Genomic DNA, 16,605 nt, shown 5'->3' on the forward strand with positions numbered 1-16,605 from the left:
GCGTAGGCGCGTCACTCCGCGGGCATGACGGCGGGCATGACGCGGCGGGCGCGGCTGCGGCTCTCGAACCATGCCAGAGCCAGCATCACGATCCCGCCTGCGGCGAGCGCGGCACCCACTTGACCCGTTGCGCCCCAGCCATGGCCCGCAGCCAGCGCGCGCCCGGCGAGGAACGGCCCCAGCGCGTTGGCGGCGTTGAAGGCGGCGTGGTTGAGCGCGGCGGCCAGCGTCTGCGCCTCTCCGGCCACATCCATCAGGCGCATCTGCAGCGGGATGGCGAGGCTGGCGGTGGTGCCGAGCAGGAAGATCGACAGGCTCATCATCATCCAATCGCCGATCACCACGGTGTAGAGCAGCGACATCAGCACCATGCCCACCAGCAGCAGCAGCGCGCCGCCGAGCCGCGACCAATCGGCCAGACGCCCGGCGATGAGATTGCCCAGCACGCCGCCAAGGCCAAAGCCCGAGAGCGCCGCCGGGATCGCCCAAGCGGGGGCGGTGGTGGCGTCGAGCATGGCGGCGGAGAAATAGGAGTAGACCGCGAAGACCCCGCCAAAGCCAATGGCGCCGATCATCAGCGTGCTCCAGACAGCGCGGTTGGCCAGTGCGCCAAGCTCACGCAGCGGGCTCGGCATCGGGCCGGTCTGCACATTGGGCGCGACGCGGGTGATCATCAGCGCCGAAGCGGCGGCGATGGCGGCGGTCACGACAAAGCACAGACGCCAGCCAAACACCTGACCCGCGGCACCGGCCAGCGGCACACCGATCACATTGGCGATGGTCAGCCCCATCAGCACCTGCGCCACGCCGCGCGCCTTGCGGCCCTCGGGCGAGAACTCGGCGGCGAACAGCATCGAGATGCCGAGGAAGGCACCATGCGGCAGCCCCGAGGCGAAACGCCCGATGATCAGCGTGGTAAGATCGGTGGCCATGGAGCTCAGCAGGTTGCCGAGGCCGAAGAAAGAGATCAGCAGGATCAGCAGCAGCTTGCGCGGGATCATCGAGCCGAGGACGGCCAGCACCGGCGCGCCGACGACGACGCCAAGCGCATAGGCGCTGACCGCGTGGCCCGCTTCGGGTTCGGTCACCGACAGATCGGCGGCGTAATAGGGCAGCAGCCCCATTGCGGCGAATTCGGAAACGCCGATTGCAAAGGCGCCAAGCGCCAGCGAGAGGATCGTCAGAACGGCCTGACGGTCTTGGGTAGCCATGTCACAGCTCCGATGGTCGGAAGATGGGTCGGACGTGGGTCGTCGAATGCGATGTCGGGAAGCCTTGGCGGGGCGGGTGTCAAACAGGCATGGCAATCCCGCCGCGACGCAGCATGATTTTAATCTACGCGAATGGTACATCTTCTCAAGCGACGCCTGCGCAAGCTCGCCATGCAGGCATTGCATGACGCATGGGCAGCTTTCCGCGCGCCGAGCGCGAGGCCTGAACGGAAAACGGCCCCCGCCGCGAGGGCGAGGGCCGTTGATGTGTTCGGGCTTTGCGGCGGATCAGGCCAGCATCACCATCGGGTTCTCGAGGTTGTCGGCGATGGCCGACAGCAGCTCGGCGCCAAGCGCGCCGTCGATGACCCGGTGGTCGACCGAGAGCGTCACCGACATCACGGTGGCCACGGTCAGCTCGCCATCCTCGCCGACGATCGGCTTCTTGACGCCCGCGCCCACGGCGAGGATCGCGCCATGCGGCGGGTTGATCACCGCGTCGAAGTTGTCGATGCCATACATGCCGAGGTTGGAGATCGCGAAGCTGCCGCCGACATATTCATGCGGTGCGAGCTTCTTGTTGCGGGCGCGGCCCGCCAGATCCTTCATCTCGGACGAGAGCGCCGACAGCGACTTCATCTCGGCGTCTTTCAGCACCGGGGTGAAGAGACCGCCTTCGATCGCCACGGCTACGGCCACATCCGAGGGCTTGAGCTTGAAGATGCGGTCGCCTGCCCAGACGGCGTTTGCGTCGGGCACGGACTGCAGCGCCAGCGCGCAGGCCTTGATGATGAAGTCGTTGACCGAGAGCTTCACGCCGCGCGCTTCCAGCTGCTTGTTGAGCTGGCTGCGGAACTTCAGCAGCGCGTCGAGCTTGATGTCGCGGCGCAGGTAGAAGTGCGGGATGGTCTGCTTGGCCTCGGTGAGACGGCTGGCCACCGTCTTGCGCATGCCGTCGAGTTTGACCTCTTCGAAGTCGCGACCGTCGTACATCTTGCGCACCGCATCCGTGGACGGACCGGCGGGCATCGCCGCGGCCTTCGGAGCTTCGGCGGCCTTGGTCTCGGCGACGGCTGCAGGTGCTGCAGCAGCGCCGGGCTTGGCGGCCTCGACGTCGGCTTTCACGATACGGCCGTGCGGGCCGGTGCCTTTGACCTGCGCCAGATCGAGCCCTTTGTCCGCCGCGATGCGGCGGGCCAGCGGCGAGGCGAAGATGCGGGTGCCATCGGCAGCGGCGGGCGCTGCCGGGGCAGGGGTTGCGGAGCCAGCTGCCGGGGTGGCAGCCGCGGCCTTGGCCTCTTCCGCCTTGGGCGCTTCGGCTTTCGCCTCGGGTTTGGCGGCCGAGGTGTCGATGTCGTCGGCGCTTTCACCTTCTTCGAGCAGAACGGCGATGGGGGTGTTCACCTTCACCCCTTCGCTGCCTTCCTCGATGAGGATCTTGCCGATGGTGCCTTCGTCGACGGCTTCGAACTCCATCGTCGCCTTGTCGGTCTCGATCTCGGCGATGATGTCGCCCGAGGACACGGTGTCGCCCTCTTTCACCAGCCATTTGGCCAGCGTGCCTTCCTCCATGGTCGGCGACAGCGCGGGCATCAGGATTTCCGTGGGCATGACGCGCTCTCCTTACCGGTAGGTGACTTGGCGGACCGCGTCGACCACCTCTGCGGTGGTGATCAGCGCGTGCTTTTCGAGGTTCGCCGCATAGGGCATGGGCACGTCCTTGCCGGTGCAGTTGATCACCGGAGCGTCGAGCCAGTCGAAAGCGTTCTGCATGATGTAGGCCGACAGGTGGTTGCCGATCGAGCCGACGGGCCAGCCTTCTTCCACGGTCACGCAGCGGTTGGTCTTTTTGACCGACTCGATGACGGTGCCATAGTCGATCGGGCGCAGGGTGCGCAGGTCGATGACCTCTGCCGAGATGCCGTCTTCCGCCAGCTTCTCCGCCGCCTCGAGGGCGTAGGTCATGCCGATGCCGAAGGACACGATGGTGACATCCTCGCCCTCGCGCCAGATGCGGGCCTTGCCGAAGGGCACGGTGAAATCATCCATCACCGGCACATCGAAGGAGCGGCCGTAGAGGATTTCGTTCTCGAGGAAGATCACCGGGTTGGGATCGCGGATCGCCGATTTGAGCAGGCCTTTGGCGTCCGAAGCCGAGTAGGGCATCGCCACTTTGAGGCCGGGCACCATCGCGTACCATGCCGCGTAGTCCTGGGAGTGCTGCGCGCCGACGCGGGCCGCCGCGCCGTTCGGGCCGCGGAACACCATGGGCGCACCCATCTGGCCGCCGGACATGTAAAGCGTCTTGGCCGCCGAGTTGATGATGTGGTCAATCGCCTGCATGGCGAAGTTGAAGGTCATGAACTCGACGATGGGCTTGAGCCCGCCGAAGGCCGCGCCGACGCCGATACCGGCAAAGCCGTGCTCGGTGATCGGCGTGTCGATCACGCGCTTCGAGCCGAACTCGTCGAGCAGGCCCTGGGTCACCTTATAGGCGCCCTGATACTCGGCCACTTCCTCGCCCATGACGAAGACATTGGCGTCCGAGCGCATTTCCTCGGCCATGGCGTCGCGCAGCGCTTCGCGCACGGTCTGCTGCTTGAGCTCGGTGCCTTCGGGCCAGTCGGGCTCGACCGCTTTGGCCTTGGGTGTCGCGGGGGCGGAGGCGGGTGCCGCCTCTGCCGGAGCCGCGGGGGCTTCTTCGGCGGCTGCCGGAGCGGCGTCGCCACCCGAGGAGGTCTCGATCGACGAGGCGTCTTCGCCTTCCTCGACCAGCACGGCGATCGGGGTGTTGACCTTCACGCCTTCGGTGCCTTCCTCGATGAGGATCTTGCCGACGATGCCTTCATCGACCGCTTCGAACTCCATCGTGGCCTTGTCGGTCTCGATCTCGGCGAGAATGTCGCCCGAGCTGACGGTGTCGCCTTCTTTGACCAGCCATTTGGCCAGCGTGCCCTCTTCCATGGTCGGCGAGAGCGCGGGCATGAGAATTTCGGTTGCCATATGCGTCTAGTCCTTCTGCCTCAGGCCTCTACCGCGTCGCCTTGCGGCACTTCGTCGGCATAGATGTCGGTCCACAGCTCTTCCAGAGCAGGCTCCGGGCTCTCTTTCGAGAACTCCGCCGAGGCGTTGACGATGTCCTTGATTTCCTTGTCGATGGCCTTGAGGTCATCTTCCGTAGCGTGCTTGCCTTGCAGCAGCAGTTCGCGCACGTTCTGGATCGGGTCGCGCTCGTCGCGCATCTTCTGCACTTCCTCGCGGGTCCGGTATTTCGCCGGGTCCGACATGGAGTGGCCGCGGTAGCGGTAGGTCTTGATCTCGAGGATATAGGGGCCCTTGCCGGCACGGCAGTGCGCCACGGCCTTTTCGCCGGCTTCCTTGACCGCCAGCACGTCCATACCGTCGACCAGCTCGCCCGGGATGCCGAAGGGCGCGCCGCGGGTGTAGATCTCGTCGGTGGAAGTCGAGCGCTTCTGCGAGGTGCCCATGGCGTATTGGTTGTTCTCGATCACGAAGACCACCGGCAGCTTCCAGATCGAGGCCATGTTGAAGGTCTCATAGACCTGGCCCTGGTTGGCGGCGCCATCGCCGAAATAGGTGAAGGTCACGCGGGAGTTGTCGAGATAGGCATCGGCGAAGGCGAGACCGGCGCCAAGCGGCACCTGCGCGCCGACGATGCCGTGGCCGCCGTAGAAATGCTTCTCGCGGCTGAACATATGCATCGAGCCGCCCTTGCCCTTGGAATAGCCGCCTTCGCGGCCGGTGAGCTCGGCCATCACGCCGTTGGGGTCCATGCCGCAGGCGAGCATGTGGCCGTGGTCGCGATAGGAGGTGACGCGTTTGTCGCCTTCCTCCGCTGCGGCCTCAAGGCCGACGACAACGGCTTCCTGACCGATGTAAAGGTGACAGAACCCACCGATGAGCCCCATGCCATACAGCTGACCCGCCTTCTCTTCGAAGCGGCGGATGAGCAGCATGTCACGATAGTATTGCTTGAGCTCTTCGGGCGAGACGTTCGGCTTGGCGGCTGGTTTCCGGGCGGCCATTAGCGCTCCTCCCAACTTAGTTTAGTGTTAAACTTTCTCACACAGTAAAGCCCTGACACGTCAGTGTCAAAGGGCGCTGGCGGCTCTTGCGGGAAAAAGTGGTGCGGGCCGGGCTCAGGGCACGCGGGTGGCGAAACCCCGCCGGCGCGCGCCGCTGCCTGCGCGGCGCCCGGACGGACCGGTGCGATATGCGTATTTGGAAAGAGAAGAAGCCCTCAGAGGCGGTCCGCCTGGACTCCCCCCTGGGCTTCTTCTCTTTAAAAATACGCCGGGGGAGCGCGCCGCGCAGCGGCGGGCGGGGGCGGAGCCCCTAGATCTGTGGACCTGGTGGGGCGGGCCGCGGCGGGCCTTAGCGCACGACGATCTCGTCCGACCGGATCATCCCCAGAACGTCGCGGGCCTGCTGGTCGAGCAGGTCGAGATCGAGAAAATCATCCGACAGGCGGCGGGTGAGGTTTTCCATATGCGCCACCTCGGTGTTGAGCCGGTCAAGCTCGGCGGTCAGCCGGTCGCCCTCGACCTCGATCTCGGCGCGGCGGAACACGCCGTAGTCGCCCTGAACCGCAGCAAAGGTGAAATAGCCTGCAAGGCTCACCGCGATACTCGCGAAAATCAGGCCGCCAAAGGCCGGTTTGCGTCTGCCCGTCATGAAAATTGGGTCCTGCTCAAAGATCGTACCGCTCTGCACTCTGCCGCGGCCCCTCGTTCGTGCGGGGGCCTTCCGGCGCAGAAACTATGCCACAGGCGAATCGTGTTGGGAATGCTTGCCGGTGCCGGGGGCGGGCGCGGGCCCGGAATTTGTTGCTTTTCCCGGCGGGTGTGCCGGGAAAAGCGCAGTTGCGGTGGCCGGTTACCGCCAGTGACTGCCTATTACTCCAGTGCGGCGACGCCGGGCAGGGTCTTGCCTTCCATCCATTCGAGGAAGGCGCCGCCCGCGGTGGAGATATAGGTGAAATCCTCTGACGCGCCGGCCTTGTTGAGCGCCGCCACCGTGTCGCCGCCACCGGCGACCGAGACCAGTTCGCCCTGCGCGGTGCGCTTGGCGGCAAATTTGGCCGCGGCATTGGTGGCCGCATCGAAGGGCGCGATCTCGAAGGCGCCAAGCGGGCCGTTCCAGATCAGCGTCTCGGCGCGGCCGATGGCCTGCTCGACGTGGGCCACGCTGTCGGGACCGGCGTCGAGGATCATCGCATCCGCGGGGCAGGCCTCGGCGGGCACCACTTCCGACGGCGCGTTTTCACGGAACTCGCGCGCCACCACCACGTCGCGCGGCAGCAGGATCTCGCAGCCCGCCGCGGCGGCCTTCTCGGCGATCTCGAGGGCGGTGCCGGTCATCTCATGCTCGCAGAGCGATTTGCCCACGTCCACGCCCTGCGCCGCAAGGAAGGTGTTGGCCATGCCGCCACCGATCACCAGCATGTCGACCTTTTCGACGAGGTTGCCCAGCAGGTCGAGCTTGGTCGACACTTTCGCGCCGCCGACCACCGCCAGCACCGGGCGCTTGGGGTTGCCCAGAGCCGCCTCGAGCGCTTCCAGTTCGGCCTGCATCAGCCGCCCGGCGCAGGCCGGCAGCAGATGCGCCAGCGCGGCGGTGGAGGCATGGGCGCGGTGCGCCGCCGAGAAGGCATCGTTGCAATAGACATCGCCAAGCGCCGCGTAGCGCTGCGCCAGCGCCTCGTCGTTCTTTTCCTCGCCGGGCTCGAAGCGGGTGTTCTCCAGCAACACGATCTGGCCTTCGCCGCAGCCTTCGATCACCGCCGCGGCCTCGTCGAGCGTGGCAAAATTGACGGTGGTGCCAAAGGCGGCCCCGAGCGCGGGCACCAGCATTTTCAGCGACATCTCGGGCACAACCTTGCCCTTGGGGCGGCCGAAATGGGCGAGCAGCACCGGCGTGCCGCCGCGCGAGAGGATGTCCTGCACGGTGGGGGCCACGCGCTCGATCCGCGTTGCATCGGTGACCACGCCGCCATCCACCGGCACGTTGATGTCGACACGGGTCAGCACGCGCTTGCCGCTCAGGTCCATGTCGTCGAGTGTCTTCCAGGCCATTCTGGTCCTCCTGATCTCGTCCTTGCCCAAAGGTCTGCCCCGAGCGGCCCCAGAGGTCAATGCAACACAAGAGCTTGCGCTGTTTGGGCGCGCGCCCGACTTGGCATTCGGAGCGGGGCAGACTAAATCTCGGCCAGCACTTGCCATAGGGAGTATCGACATGGCCGAGATCAAGGACCCCGAGAACACCATTCTCATCGAGCTGAAAGGTGGCACCGTCACCATCGAGCTGCTGCCCGACGTGGCCCCCAAACACGCCGAGCGCATGAAGGAACTGGCGCGCGCGGGCGAATATGACAACGTCTGTTTCCACCGCGTGATCGACGGTTTCATGGCGCAGACCGGCGATGTCGAGCATGGCGACATGGAAGACGGCTTCAACCTGCGCCGCGCCGGCACCGGCGGCTCGGACCTGCCGGACCTGCCGGCGGAGTTCTCGAAACTGCCGCATGACCGGGGCACGCTGGGCGCCGCGCGCTCGATGAACCCGAACTCGGCCAACTCGCAGTTCTTCATCAACTTCAAGGACAACCACTTCCTCAACGGCCAGTACACCGTCTATGGCCGGGTTGTCGAAGGCATGGAGCATGTAGACGCGATCACCCGCGGCGAGCCGCCTGCCGAGCCCGACCGGATGATCTCGGTGAAGGTGGCTGCAGATGCGTAAGCTGGCACTGCTGCTTTCGGTGCTGGGCTCGCCTGCGCTGGCGGCGGGGCTCGACGTGCAGGTCGAGGGCGAGGGCGCCAATGGCACCTTCCATATCGAACTGTTCGACGATGTCGCGCCCGAGGCCTCGGCCCGGCTGACCGAACTGGCGAAATCCGGCGCTTATGATGGCGTGGTGTTTCACCGGGTGATCGACGGCTTCATGGCGCAGACCGGCGACGTGCAATACGGCAAGCTGGGCGAGGACCTGCGCATGGCGGGCACCGGCGGCTCGGACATGGATGATCTGCCTGCGGAGTTCTCGGACAAATCGTTCGAGCGCGGCGTGGTCGGCATGGCACGCTCGCAGAACCCCAACTCGGCCAACTCGCAGTTCTTCATCATGTTCGCCCCGGCGCCGCATCTGAACGGCCAGTACACGGTGGTGGGCGAGGTGACCTCGGGCATGGAAGTGGTTGACGCGATCAAGCGCGGCGAAGGCCGCAACGGCGCGGTGATCGGCAAGCCCGACGTGATGACCTCGGTGAGCGTGACCGAGTAAGCCTTGCGCCGGGGAGGGGCGCTGCCCCTCTTGCCCTGCGGGCAATTCACCCGGGAGTTCTTGGGGCGTATTTGGGAAGAGAAGAAGGGCTGGGCACCGCGCGGTGGCTGGCCCTTTTTATTTGCGGGAAGGATGGGGCGGGGGCGGCGTCGCGGCTTTCAGCGCGTCAGGGCGCGTGGCAGGCGGCGGGCCAGCGGGGCGAGGGCGCGGCTGTGCAGCCAAGTGCCGCCGAGCCGATGCACGCGCGCGCCGGTGCCGAGCTTGAAATGCGTCAGCCCCGGCGCGTCATGCTGGTTGAGGATGCCCATGTCGAGCCAGAGGTGCCCCTGCGCCGCAAGCCAGCGCGCGGCCTCCCAAAGCAGCAAGTTCATCGCGCCGGAGCGGCGGCCCTCGGGCTTTGCGACGCCGGTGGTCCAACTGGCCATCAGGCCGTGGCGCAGCACCGCGATGGCGGCGACGGGCGCGCCCTCCAGCCGCGCCTCCCAGATCAGCGCATCACCGGGATTGGCGGCGGCATAGGCGGCAAGGAAGCCCGGCGGCAGATTGCGATAGCGCCGGGCGCTCGCCTGCGCCGCCTCTGCGGGCAGCAGCCAGTGATCGCCGCGCAGCGCCAGCCGCCGCAGCCGCAGCCCGCTGCGCTGCGCCCGGTTGAGCCGGTTGCGCCATTTCTGCGCCATGGCGGCGCGCATCTCCGCCTCGGGGCCCAGCGGCAGCAGCGCCAGGCTCGCCGGGGTGAGCAGCGGCCAGAACCCCGCGCGGCGCAGCACCTCGGGCGGCGTGCCATCGGCATTGAGCAGCAGCGGCCCACGGGGGCGGGCTGCGAGAAACCCCTCGAACCATGCGTCCAGCGGTGCGGGGGCGTCGCAATCGCGCGTTACCGGGCCGCGTGAGAGCAACTCGACCCGGCCAAGGCAGGGCAGGTGCCGCGCCTGCGTCTGCCAGTGCAGCCAGTGGGCGCCAGAGACGCTGCCGGAGCTAGTCAATGTGCCGCCGCGCGTCTCGGTGCCGAGAGCCGCGCAAGCGCGGGCGTATTGCGGCGATTGCGGCAGGGGCAAGGTCAGGCAGAGCGCATCCATGCGGGCATTAACGCTGTGATAAGTCACGATGTGGTTAACATGGCCGCATGAGCCGCCCGCCCCTCAGCCCGCGCCCCACCCAAAGATGCGATACCACAGCACCGCGCGCCCGTCCGACCCGCGCCGCCGCGCTGTTGCTGGCGCTGGTTCTGTCGCTGCCTTTCGCGGCCCTCGCGCTGATCGATCTTGTCTGGCGTCTCTTCGTCTAGACGAAAATATCCCGGGGGAGCCCGCAGGGCGGGGGCAGCGCCCCCACAAAAACCACGTCCAAGCCCTCGAGTTTGCGAGGGGTCTTTCCCCCGCCCAACATCCGTGCAATAGGGACGTGCCAACCGATACCCTCCCAAGGAGCCACCCCCATGGAGATTCGCGAGGCTTTCACCTTCGACGACGTCCTACTGCTTCCCGCTGCGTCCAGCGTTCTGCCGTCCACGGCTGACACGCGCACGCGGGTGACGAAGAGCATCGCGCTCAACATTCCGCTGCTGTCCTCGGCGATGGACACGGTGACCGAGGCCCGCATGGCCATCACCATGGCACAGGCCGGCGGCATCGGGGTGATCCACAAGAACCTCGACATCTTGCGTCAGGCGCAGGAAGTGCGCCGGGTGAAGCGCTTTGAGAGTGGCATCGTCTACAACCCGGTGACGCTGACCCCCGAGCAGACGCTGGCCGATGCGCAGGCGCTGACCGAGCGCTACGGCTTCACCGGCTTCCCGGTGGTCGATGAGAAACACCGCGTGGTCGGCATCGTCACCAACCGCGACATGCGCTTTGCGCAAAAGCCCGACACGCCGGTGCGGGTGATGATGACCTCGGAACACCTTGCTATCCTGCAAGAGCCCGCCGACCGCGAAGAGGCGATCAGCCTGATGCGCGCGCGCCGGATCGAGAAGCTGCTGGTCACCGATGCCACCGGCAAGCTCACCGGCCTGCTGACGCTGAAGGACACCGAGAAGGCCGTGGTCAACCCCACCGCCTCGAAGGACGAACTGGGCCGTCTGCGTGTCGCTGCGGCGAGTGGCGTCGGCGAGGCTGGCTTTGAGCGCACCGAGGCGCTGGTGGATGCGGGCGTCGACATCGTGGTGATCGACACCGCGCACGGCCATAGCGCCGGGGTGCTCGAGGCGGTGACCCGCGCCAAGAACCTGTCGAACCACGTGCAGGTGATCGCGGGCAACGTCGCCACCGCCGATGCCACCCGCGCGCTGATCGACGCGGGCGCGGATGCGGTGAAAGTCGGCATCGGCCCGGGCTCGATCTGCACCACCCGCATGGTCGCCGGGGTTGGCGTGCCGCAGCTGACGGCGGTGATGGACTGCGCCAAGGCCGCCGGTGACGTGCCGGTGATCGCCGACGGTGGCATCAAGTTCTCGGGCGATTTCGCCAAGGCGATCGCGGCGGGAGCGTCCTGCGCCATGGTCGGCAGCATGATCGCGGGCACCGACGAGAGCCCGGGCGAGGTGATCCTCTATCAGGGCCGCTCGTTCAAGGCCTACCGCGGCATGGGCAGCCTCGGCGCCATGGCGCGCGGCTCGGCGGACCGCTACTTCCAGAAAGACGCGGCGAGCGACAAGCTGGTGCCCGAGGGCATCGAGGGCCAGGTCCCCTACAAGGGCTCGGCCTCGGCGGTGATCCACCAACTCGTCGGCGGCCTGCGCGCCGCCATGGGCTACACCGGCAACGCCACCGTCGAAGACATGCGCAAGAACTGCAATTTCGTGCGCATCACCAACGCCGGCCTGTCGGAAAGCCACGTGCACGACGTGCAGATCACCCGCGAGTCGCCGAACTACCGCATCGGCTAAGCCGCGGCGGTTTGAGAAGATCAGGGCCGGTCCTTCGGGGCCGGCCTTTTTTCTGCGCAATCCCAACTGCGCGAACTGCGATCCTGCGGTGCCTGTCTTGCCTTGGCGGAAACCCAATGGCTAGAAGCGGTTGAACGGTGCCGCACGCGGCGCCTCCCATGCGAAAGGCCTTGCCATGTCCCTCGATCTCGTCATCTCTCAGGCGCGGCTGCAGGACGGTGCAGCGCCGGTTGATATTGGCATCGCAGAGGGAAAAATCGCCGCCATCGCGCCGCGGATCGACAGCGATGCGCCGGTGCGCGAGGCGCGGGGCGGGCTGCTCATCCGCGGCTTTGCCGACAGCCATCTGCACCTCGATAAGGCCTGCATCCTCGAACGCGCGGTGAACCGCAGTGGCACGCTCAAGGGCGCGCTGGAGGCGGTGACCGAGGCCAAGCGCGGTTTCACCCAAGAAGACGTCTACGCCCGCGGCGCGAAGGTGCTGGAACAGGCGATCGGGCAGGGCACCACGCTCATCCGCACGCAGGTCGAGATCGACCCGGTGATCGGTCTGGCGGGGTTTCACGCGGTGCAGCAACTGGCCAAGGACTATGCCTGGGCGCTCGATCTGCAGATCTGCGTGTTTCCGCAGGAAGGGCTGCTGAACTATCCCGGCACCGAAGAGTTGCTGCGCGCGGCGCTGGCGCAGGGGGCCGATCTGCTGGGCGGCTGCCCCTATACCGACAGTGACCCGCATGGGCAGATTGCGCGGATCTTCGAGATGGCGCGGGAGTTCGATGTGGATCTGGATTTCCACCTCGATTTCGACCTCGATCCCGGCTGGCGGCATCTGGATGAAGTGGCGCGCCAGACCATCGCCTTTGGCATGCAGGGGCGGGTGGCGATCGGCCATGTCACGAAGCTTTCGATGCTGCCGCCCGAGGCGCTGGCGCAGAGCGTTGCGCTGCTGCGTGAGGCGGGGATCGCGCTGACCGTGCTGCCGGCCACCGATCTCTTCATCACCGGGCGCGAGTTCGATCATGCGGTGCCGCGCGGGGTGGCGCCGGCGCATCGCTTTCACGCGGGCGGCGTGTGCTGCACGGTGGCTACCAACAATGTGCTCAACCCGTTCACGCCCTATGGCGATTGCTCGCTGCCGCGTATGGCCAATCTCTTCGCCAATGTCGCGCAACTGGGGCAGGAGGCGGATCTCAGCGCCTGTTTCGACATGGTGAGCGGCGCGGCGTTCCGCCTGCTGGGGCGCGATCCGGCGATCCGTCTGGGCAGCGCGGCGGATCTGGTGCTGCTGCCGGGGGCGAGCCGGGCGGCGACGGTTGCCGAGATCGGGCGGCCGCTGTGGGGGATGCGCGCCGGACGGATGAGCTTTGAGGCGCCCGCGCCGCGGCTGCTGTGGCCCTGAGCTTGGGCGTCGCAGGGCAGGCGCTGCGGGGAAAGCGCTGGACGCGCCGCGCCGGAGCCGGGTAGAGGGGCGCTGAACGGCCCAAGGCGGGCGAGGTAGAGGGGCAGGCGCCATGCAGCATTCCATCACAGGGCGGGTCAGCCGGACGATCACGGGCGCGGCCCTCTGGGCGGAGCGCGCAGCATGACCCCCGGCGCACGGCTTCAGGCCGCCGCCGAGGTGCTCGACCGGATCGCTGGCGGCATGGCGGCGGAACAGGCGCTGCTTGGCTGGTCGCGGGGCGCGCGTTACGCGGGCTCCAAGGATCGGGCGGCGGTGCGTGACCATGTCTTCGACACGCTGCGGCGCTGGCGCTCGACCGCCGTGCAGGGCGGCGGCGAGAGCGGTCGCGCGCGGCTCATCGGATTGCTGCGCCAGCAGGGGATCGCGCCCGAGACGCTGTTCACCGGCGACGGCCACGCCCCCGCGCCGCTGACCGATGCCGAAACGGCGGCGGGCGCGCTGCCCGAGGGCGCCGAGGCGCGCGACATGCCCGATTGGCTCGACGCTCTGCTGACCGAAAGCCTTGGCGATGAGGCGGGTCCGGCAGCCGAGGCGCTGCGCGAGCGCGCGCCGGTGTTTCTGCGGGTCAACAGCCTGCGCGGGGATCTGGCCGCGGCGCAGGAGGCGCTGGCCGCCGAGGGGATCGAGACCCGCCCGCATCCGCTCGCCGCAGGGGCGCTCGAGGTAATCGAAGGCGCGCGCCGTATCGCGCAGGGCCGCGCCTTTGCCGATGGGCTGGTAGAACTGCAGGACGTGGCAAGTCAGGCGGTGGTCGAGGCGCTGCCGCTGGCGCCGGGACTGCGGGTGCTGGATTATTGCGCCGGGGGTGGGGGCAAGGCGCTCGCCATGGCCGCCCGCACCGGCGGCGAGATCGAGGCGCATGACGCCGAGCCGCGCCGCATGTCCGATCTGCCCGCCCGCGCCGAGCGCGCCGGGGCCCGTGTGCGCCCCGTGGCCAAACCCAAGGGCAGCTACGATCTGGTGCTTTGCGATGTGCCCTGTTCCGGCAGCGGTGCGTGGCGCCGGGCGCCCGAAGGCAAATGGCGGCTGACGCCGGAGCGGCTGGAGGAATTGCAGAAGGTGCAGGCCGAGATCCTCGATATCGCCGCGCGTCTGGTGCGCCCCGGCGGGGTGCTGGCCTATGCGACCTGCTCGATGCTGGCGCCCGAGAACGGCGCGCAGATCGCGGCGTTCACGCAGCGCCACCCGGAGTGGACGGTGACGGAGCAGCGCCAGTATCTGCCGCGCGACGGTGGCGACGGTTTTTATCACGCGCTCCTGAAGCGCGCCTCCTGAAGCTCCCTTTTTGAAACTCCCTTCCTGAAGCGCAATCTTGCCGCTCCATCCGCTGCCTGACGTCATGTCACGGCGCGGTTAACCTTTGGTTAATCCTGCATGTGCCACATGAAGACGTGATGCTTGTCGCGGGAATGGAGGCAGTGTGACGCAATCAGAGGCCTATGAGGCGAAAGGGCTGCCGCGGCAGTTGCGCGAGATGGTTCCGGGTCTCGTTTTGGCGGCGGCCGGTCTGGGCTGCGTCGCCGCGGCGGCATTCCTGCCGCCGCCGGGCGATATGGCCAGCGCCGAGATGGAGCTTGCGCTGTTTGCCGCGGGCGGCGCGTTCTTTGCGCTGGCGGGGCTGCTGGCGCTGCGGCGCGGTCTGGGGCGGCGCCGCGCCGGGCGCGATGTGGCGGCGCTTGAGGGCCTTATCGAGGTGGACCCGGTGCCGGCGCTGCTTTCGGGCAGCGGCGGGCGGGTGAGCTATGCCAACCGCGCGGCGCGCGCTGGCTTGGGCGCGGGCCCGGGCGACCGGGTCGAGGCGGTGCTGTCGCCGCTGCTGCCCGACGCTGCGGCGCTGATCCAGCGGCTCTTGTTGCGCGCCGATGGCGAGGGCGGGGCGAGCGAGGATGTGGTGTCCTCTGCGGGGCGCTACCGGGTCACTTTGATCGAAACCGCGGGCACGGCCTGCTGGCGGCTCGAACGTCTGCCGCCGCGGCCCTTGGCCGATCCGGCGGTGCCGCCGCGCCTCCATAGCCCCGAAACGCCGGTGCTGACCGTGGGGCGCAGCGGCGCGGTGCTCTATATGAACGCGCCCGCGCGGCGCCTGCTGGGCCGCCGCATCAAGCGGCTCGACGAGGTGCTCGAAGCCGCGCCGCGTTCGGGCATGGTGCAGCAGGTGGTCACGGCGGAAGGGCCGGAGAGTTTCGAGATCCATATCGCCGATGCGGGCGTGGGGCGGCAGGAAATCACCCTGCAGCGGCTGCCGGACACCAGCGGCGCAGCGGTGCGCGACGGCGTTGACGAGCTGCCTGTGCCGCTGCTGCGGCTGCGCCCCGACGGGCTGATCCTGCGCGCCAACCCCGAGGCCTGCCGGATGCTCGAAGTCACCAGCGCCGACGGCAGCCGGATCGGCGAACATATGGAGGGGCTGGGCCGCGCGATCACTGACTGGCTGGTGGATGCCGCCGCGGGCCGTGGCCTGCACCGTTCGGAGTTCCTGCGGCTGGTGCGTCCGGACCGCGAGGTGTTCGTGCAGGTCACCCTCAACCGCGTGATGGAGGGCGGGCGCGCCGAGCTTGTCGCGGTGCTGAACGACGCGACCGAGCTCAAAACGCTCGAGGCGCAATTCGTCCAGAGCCAGAAGATGCAGGCGATCGGCCAGTTGGCCGGAGGTGTCGCGCATGATTTCAACAACCTGCTGACCGCCATCTCGGGCCATTGCGACCTGCTGCTGCTGCGCCATGATCAGGGCGATGCCGATTACGCCGACCTCATGCAGATCAACCAGAACGCCAACCGCGCGGCGGCGCTGGTCGGACAGTTGCTGGCCTTCTCGCGCAAGCAGACGCTCAGCGCCGAAAAGCTCGACCTGCGCGACACGCTGTCGGACCTCACCCATTTGCTCAACCGGCTGGTGGGGGAGCGGGTCAATCTGACCCTGCGCCACGATCCGGTGCTGCCGCCGATCCGCGGCGACCGCCGCCAGCTCGAGCAAGTGATGATGAACCTCGTGGTCAACGCCCGCGACGCCATGCCCGAGGGCGGCGAGATCACCATCGAGACCGAGCGCTGCGTGCTGCACGACCCGCTGCAGCGCGACCGCGCGCGGGTCGAGCCGGGGGCCTATGCCTGCGTGAAGGTGGTCGATCAGGGCGTCGGCATCCCGCAGGACAAGCTGCAGAAAGTCTTTGAGCCCTTCTTTACCACCAAACGCACGGGCGAGGGTACGGGGCTTGGCCTGTCGACGGTCTATGGCATCGTCAAACAGACCGGCGGCTTCATCTTTGTCGACAGCGTGGTGGGCGAGGGCAGCTGTTTCACGCTGCTCTTCCCGGCCCATGAGCAGGCCGCCGAGGTGGAAACAGTAAGGCCCGAGGAGAGCGCCAGCTCAGCGCCGCGCGACGGCAGCACCGTGCTGCTGGTCGAGGATGAAGCGCCGGTGCGCGCCTTTGCGGGCCGGGCGCTGCGGCTGCGGGGCTTTGAGGTGATCGAGGCCGAGACCGCCGAGGAGGCGCTGGAGATCCTCGGCGATGCGAAATTGCATGTGGATGTCTTTGTCACCGATGTGGTGATGCCGGGGCTCGACGGGCCCAGCTGGGTGCGCCGGGCGCTGGTCGATAGGCCCGGCACGCGGGTGGTCTTCGTGTCGGGCTATGCCGAGGAAGCGCTCGACAAGAGCCGGATCGAGGTGCCCAATTCGGTGTTCCTGCCCAAGCCGTTTTCGCTCAGCGATCTCACCGAGACGGTGCAGCGGCAGCTGGCCTGA

At 67.7% G+C, this 16,605-nt stretch carries 14 protein-coding genes; 7 read left to right on the plus strand and 7 right to left on the minus strand.

The window, feature by feature from the left end; translation table 11 throughout:
• Window positions 1-11: 11 nt before the first annotated feature.
• The 6 genes from G0A00_RS09555 to pgk all read right to left on the minus strand — a co-directional run bounded on the left by G0A00_RS09555 (window position 12) and on the right by pgk (window position 7,306).
• Window positions 12-1,211 (minus strand): MFS transporter, encoded by a 1,200-nt coding sequence (locus tag G0A00_RS09555; protein ID WP_164181862.1) that lies wholly within the window; start codon window positions 1,209-1,211, stop codon window positions 12-14.
• A 288-nt stretch (window positions 1,212-1,499) separates the two neighbouring features.
• Complete coding sequence (locus G0A00_RS09560) at window positions 1,500-2,822, minus strand: pyruvate dehydrogenase complex dihydrolipoamide acetyltransferase (RefSeq protein WP_164181864.1); 1,323 nt, start codon at window positions 2,820-2,822, stop codon at window positions 1,500-1,502.
• Between the two features lie 12 nt (window positions 2,823-2,834).
• On the minus strand, window positions 2,835-4,214 hold the full coding sequence (locus G0A00_RS09565; protein WP_164181865.1) for a pyruvate dehydrogenase complex E1 component subunit beta: 1,380 nt from the start codon (window positions 4,212-4,214) through the stop codon (window positions 2,835-2,837).
• Window positions 4,215-4,234: 20 nt separating this feature from the next.
• Window positions 4,235-5,257, minus strand: a complete 1,023-nt coding sequence (gene pdhA / locus G0A00_RS09570; RefSeq protein WP_164181867.1) for a pyruvate dehydrogenase (acetyl-transferring) E1 component subunit alpha — start codon at window positions 5,255-5,257, stop codon at window positions 4,235-4,237.
• 349 nt (window positions 5,258-5,606) lie between these two features.
• Window positions 5,607-5,906, minus strand: a complete 300-nt coding sequence (locus tag G0A00_RS09575; protein ID WP_066106339.1) for a septum formation initiator family protein — start codon at window positions 5,904-5,906, stop codon at window positions 5,607-5,609.
• A gap of 221 nt (window positions 5,907-6,127) precedes the next feature.
• Window positions 6,128-7,306, minus strand: coding sequence for a phosphoglycerate kinase (gene pgk / locus G0A00_RS09580; RefSeq protein ID WP_164181869.1), 1,179 nt, complete (start codon window positions 7,304-7,306; stop codon window positions 6,128-6,130).
• Between the two features lie 160 nt (window positions 7,307-7,466).
• On the opposite strand from pgk, the gene G0A00_RS09585 reads away from it, so the two are divergent.
• Window positions 7,467-7,973 (plus strand): peptidylprolyl isomerase, encoded by a 507-nt coding sequence (locus tag G0A00_RS09585; protein WP_066106345.1) that lies wholly within the window; start codon window positions 7,467-7,469, stop codon window positions 7,971-7,973.
• Window positions 7,966-8,514 (plus strand): peptidylprolyl isomerase, encoded by a 549-nt coding sequence (locus G0A00_RS09590; protein ID WP_164181871.1) that lies wholly within the window; start codon window positions 7,966-7,968, stop codon window positions 8,512-8,514. The genes G0A00_RS09585 and G0A00_RS09590 overlap by 8 nt, the downstream gene beginning before the upstream one ends.
• 158 nt (window positions 8,515-8,672) lie before the next feature.
• Here G0A00_RS09590 and G0A00_RS09595 read toward each other — a convergent pair whose 3' ends face one another.
• On the minus strand, window positions 8,673-9,617 hold the full coding sequence (locus tag G0A00_RS09595; RefSeq protein WP_368667679.1) for a GNAT family N-acetyltransferase: 945 nt from the start codon (window positions 9,615-9,617) through the stop codon (window positions 8,673-8,675).
• A 20-nt stretch (window positions 9,618-9,637) separates the two neighbouring features.
• Between G0A00_RS09595 and G0A00_RS26365 the strand changes: the two genes are divergently transcribed.
• From G0A00_RS26365 to G0A00_RS09615, 5 genes are all read left to right on the plus strand, one after another.
• The gene (locus G0A00_RS26365) at window positions 9,638-9,799 is read left to right on the plus strand and encodes a hypothetical protein (RefSeq protein ID WP_203595327.1); all 162 of its coding nucleotides are present in this window, start codon (window positions 9,638-9,640) and stop codon (window positions 9,797-9,799) included.
• A gap of 150 nt (window positions 9,800-9,949) precedes the next feature.
• Window positions 9,950-11,398 (plus strand): IMP dehydrogenase, encoded by a 1,449-nt coding sequence (gene guaB, locus G0A00_RS09600; protein WP_164181873.1) that lies wholly within the window; start codon window positions 9,950-9,952, stop codon window positions 11,396-11,398.
• Between the two features lie 175 nt (window positions 11,399-11,573).
• Window positions 11,574-12,797, plus strand: coding sequence for an amidohydrolase family protein (locus G0A00_RS09605; RefSeq protein WP_164181875.1), 1,224 nt, complete (start codon window positions 11,574-11,576; stop codon window positions 12,795-12,797).
• Between the two features lie 183 nt (window positions 12,798-12,980).
• Entirely contained in the window at window positions 12,981-14,135 is a 1,155-nt protein-coding gene (locus G0A00_RS09610) for an RsmB/NOP family class I SAM-dependent RNA methyltransferase (protein WP_164181877.1), read from the plus strand.
• Window positions 14,136-14,412: 277 nt separating this feature from the next.
• Window positions 14,413-16,605, plus strand: a complete 2,193-nt coding sequence (locus tag G0A00_RS09615) for a PAS domain-containing sensor histidine kinase (protein ID WP_235953069.1) — start codon at window positions 14,413-14,415, stop codon at window positions 16,603-16,605.

Source organism: Salipiger sp. PrR002, from assembly GCF_010500775.1.
Classification (GTDB): Bacteria; Pseudomonadota; Alphaproteobacteria; order Rhodobacterales; family Rhodobacteraceae; genus Salipiger.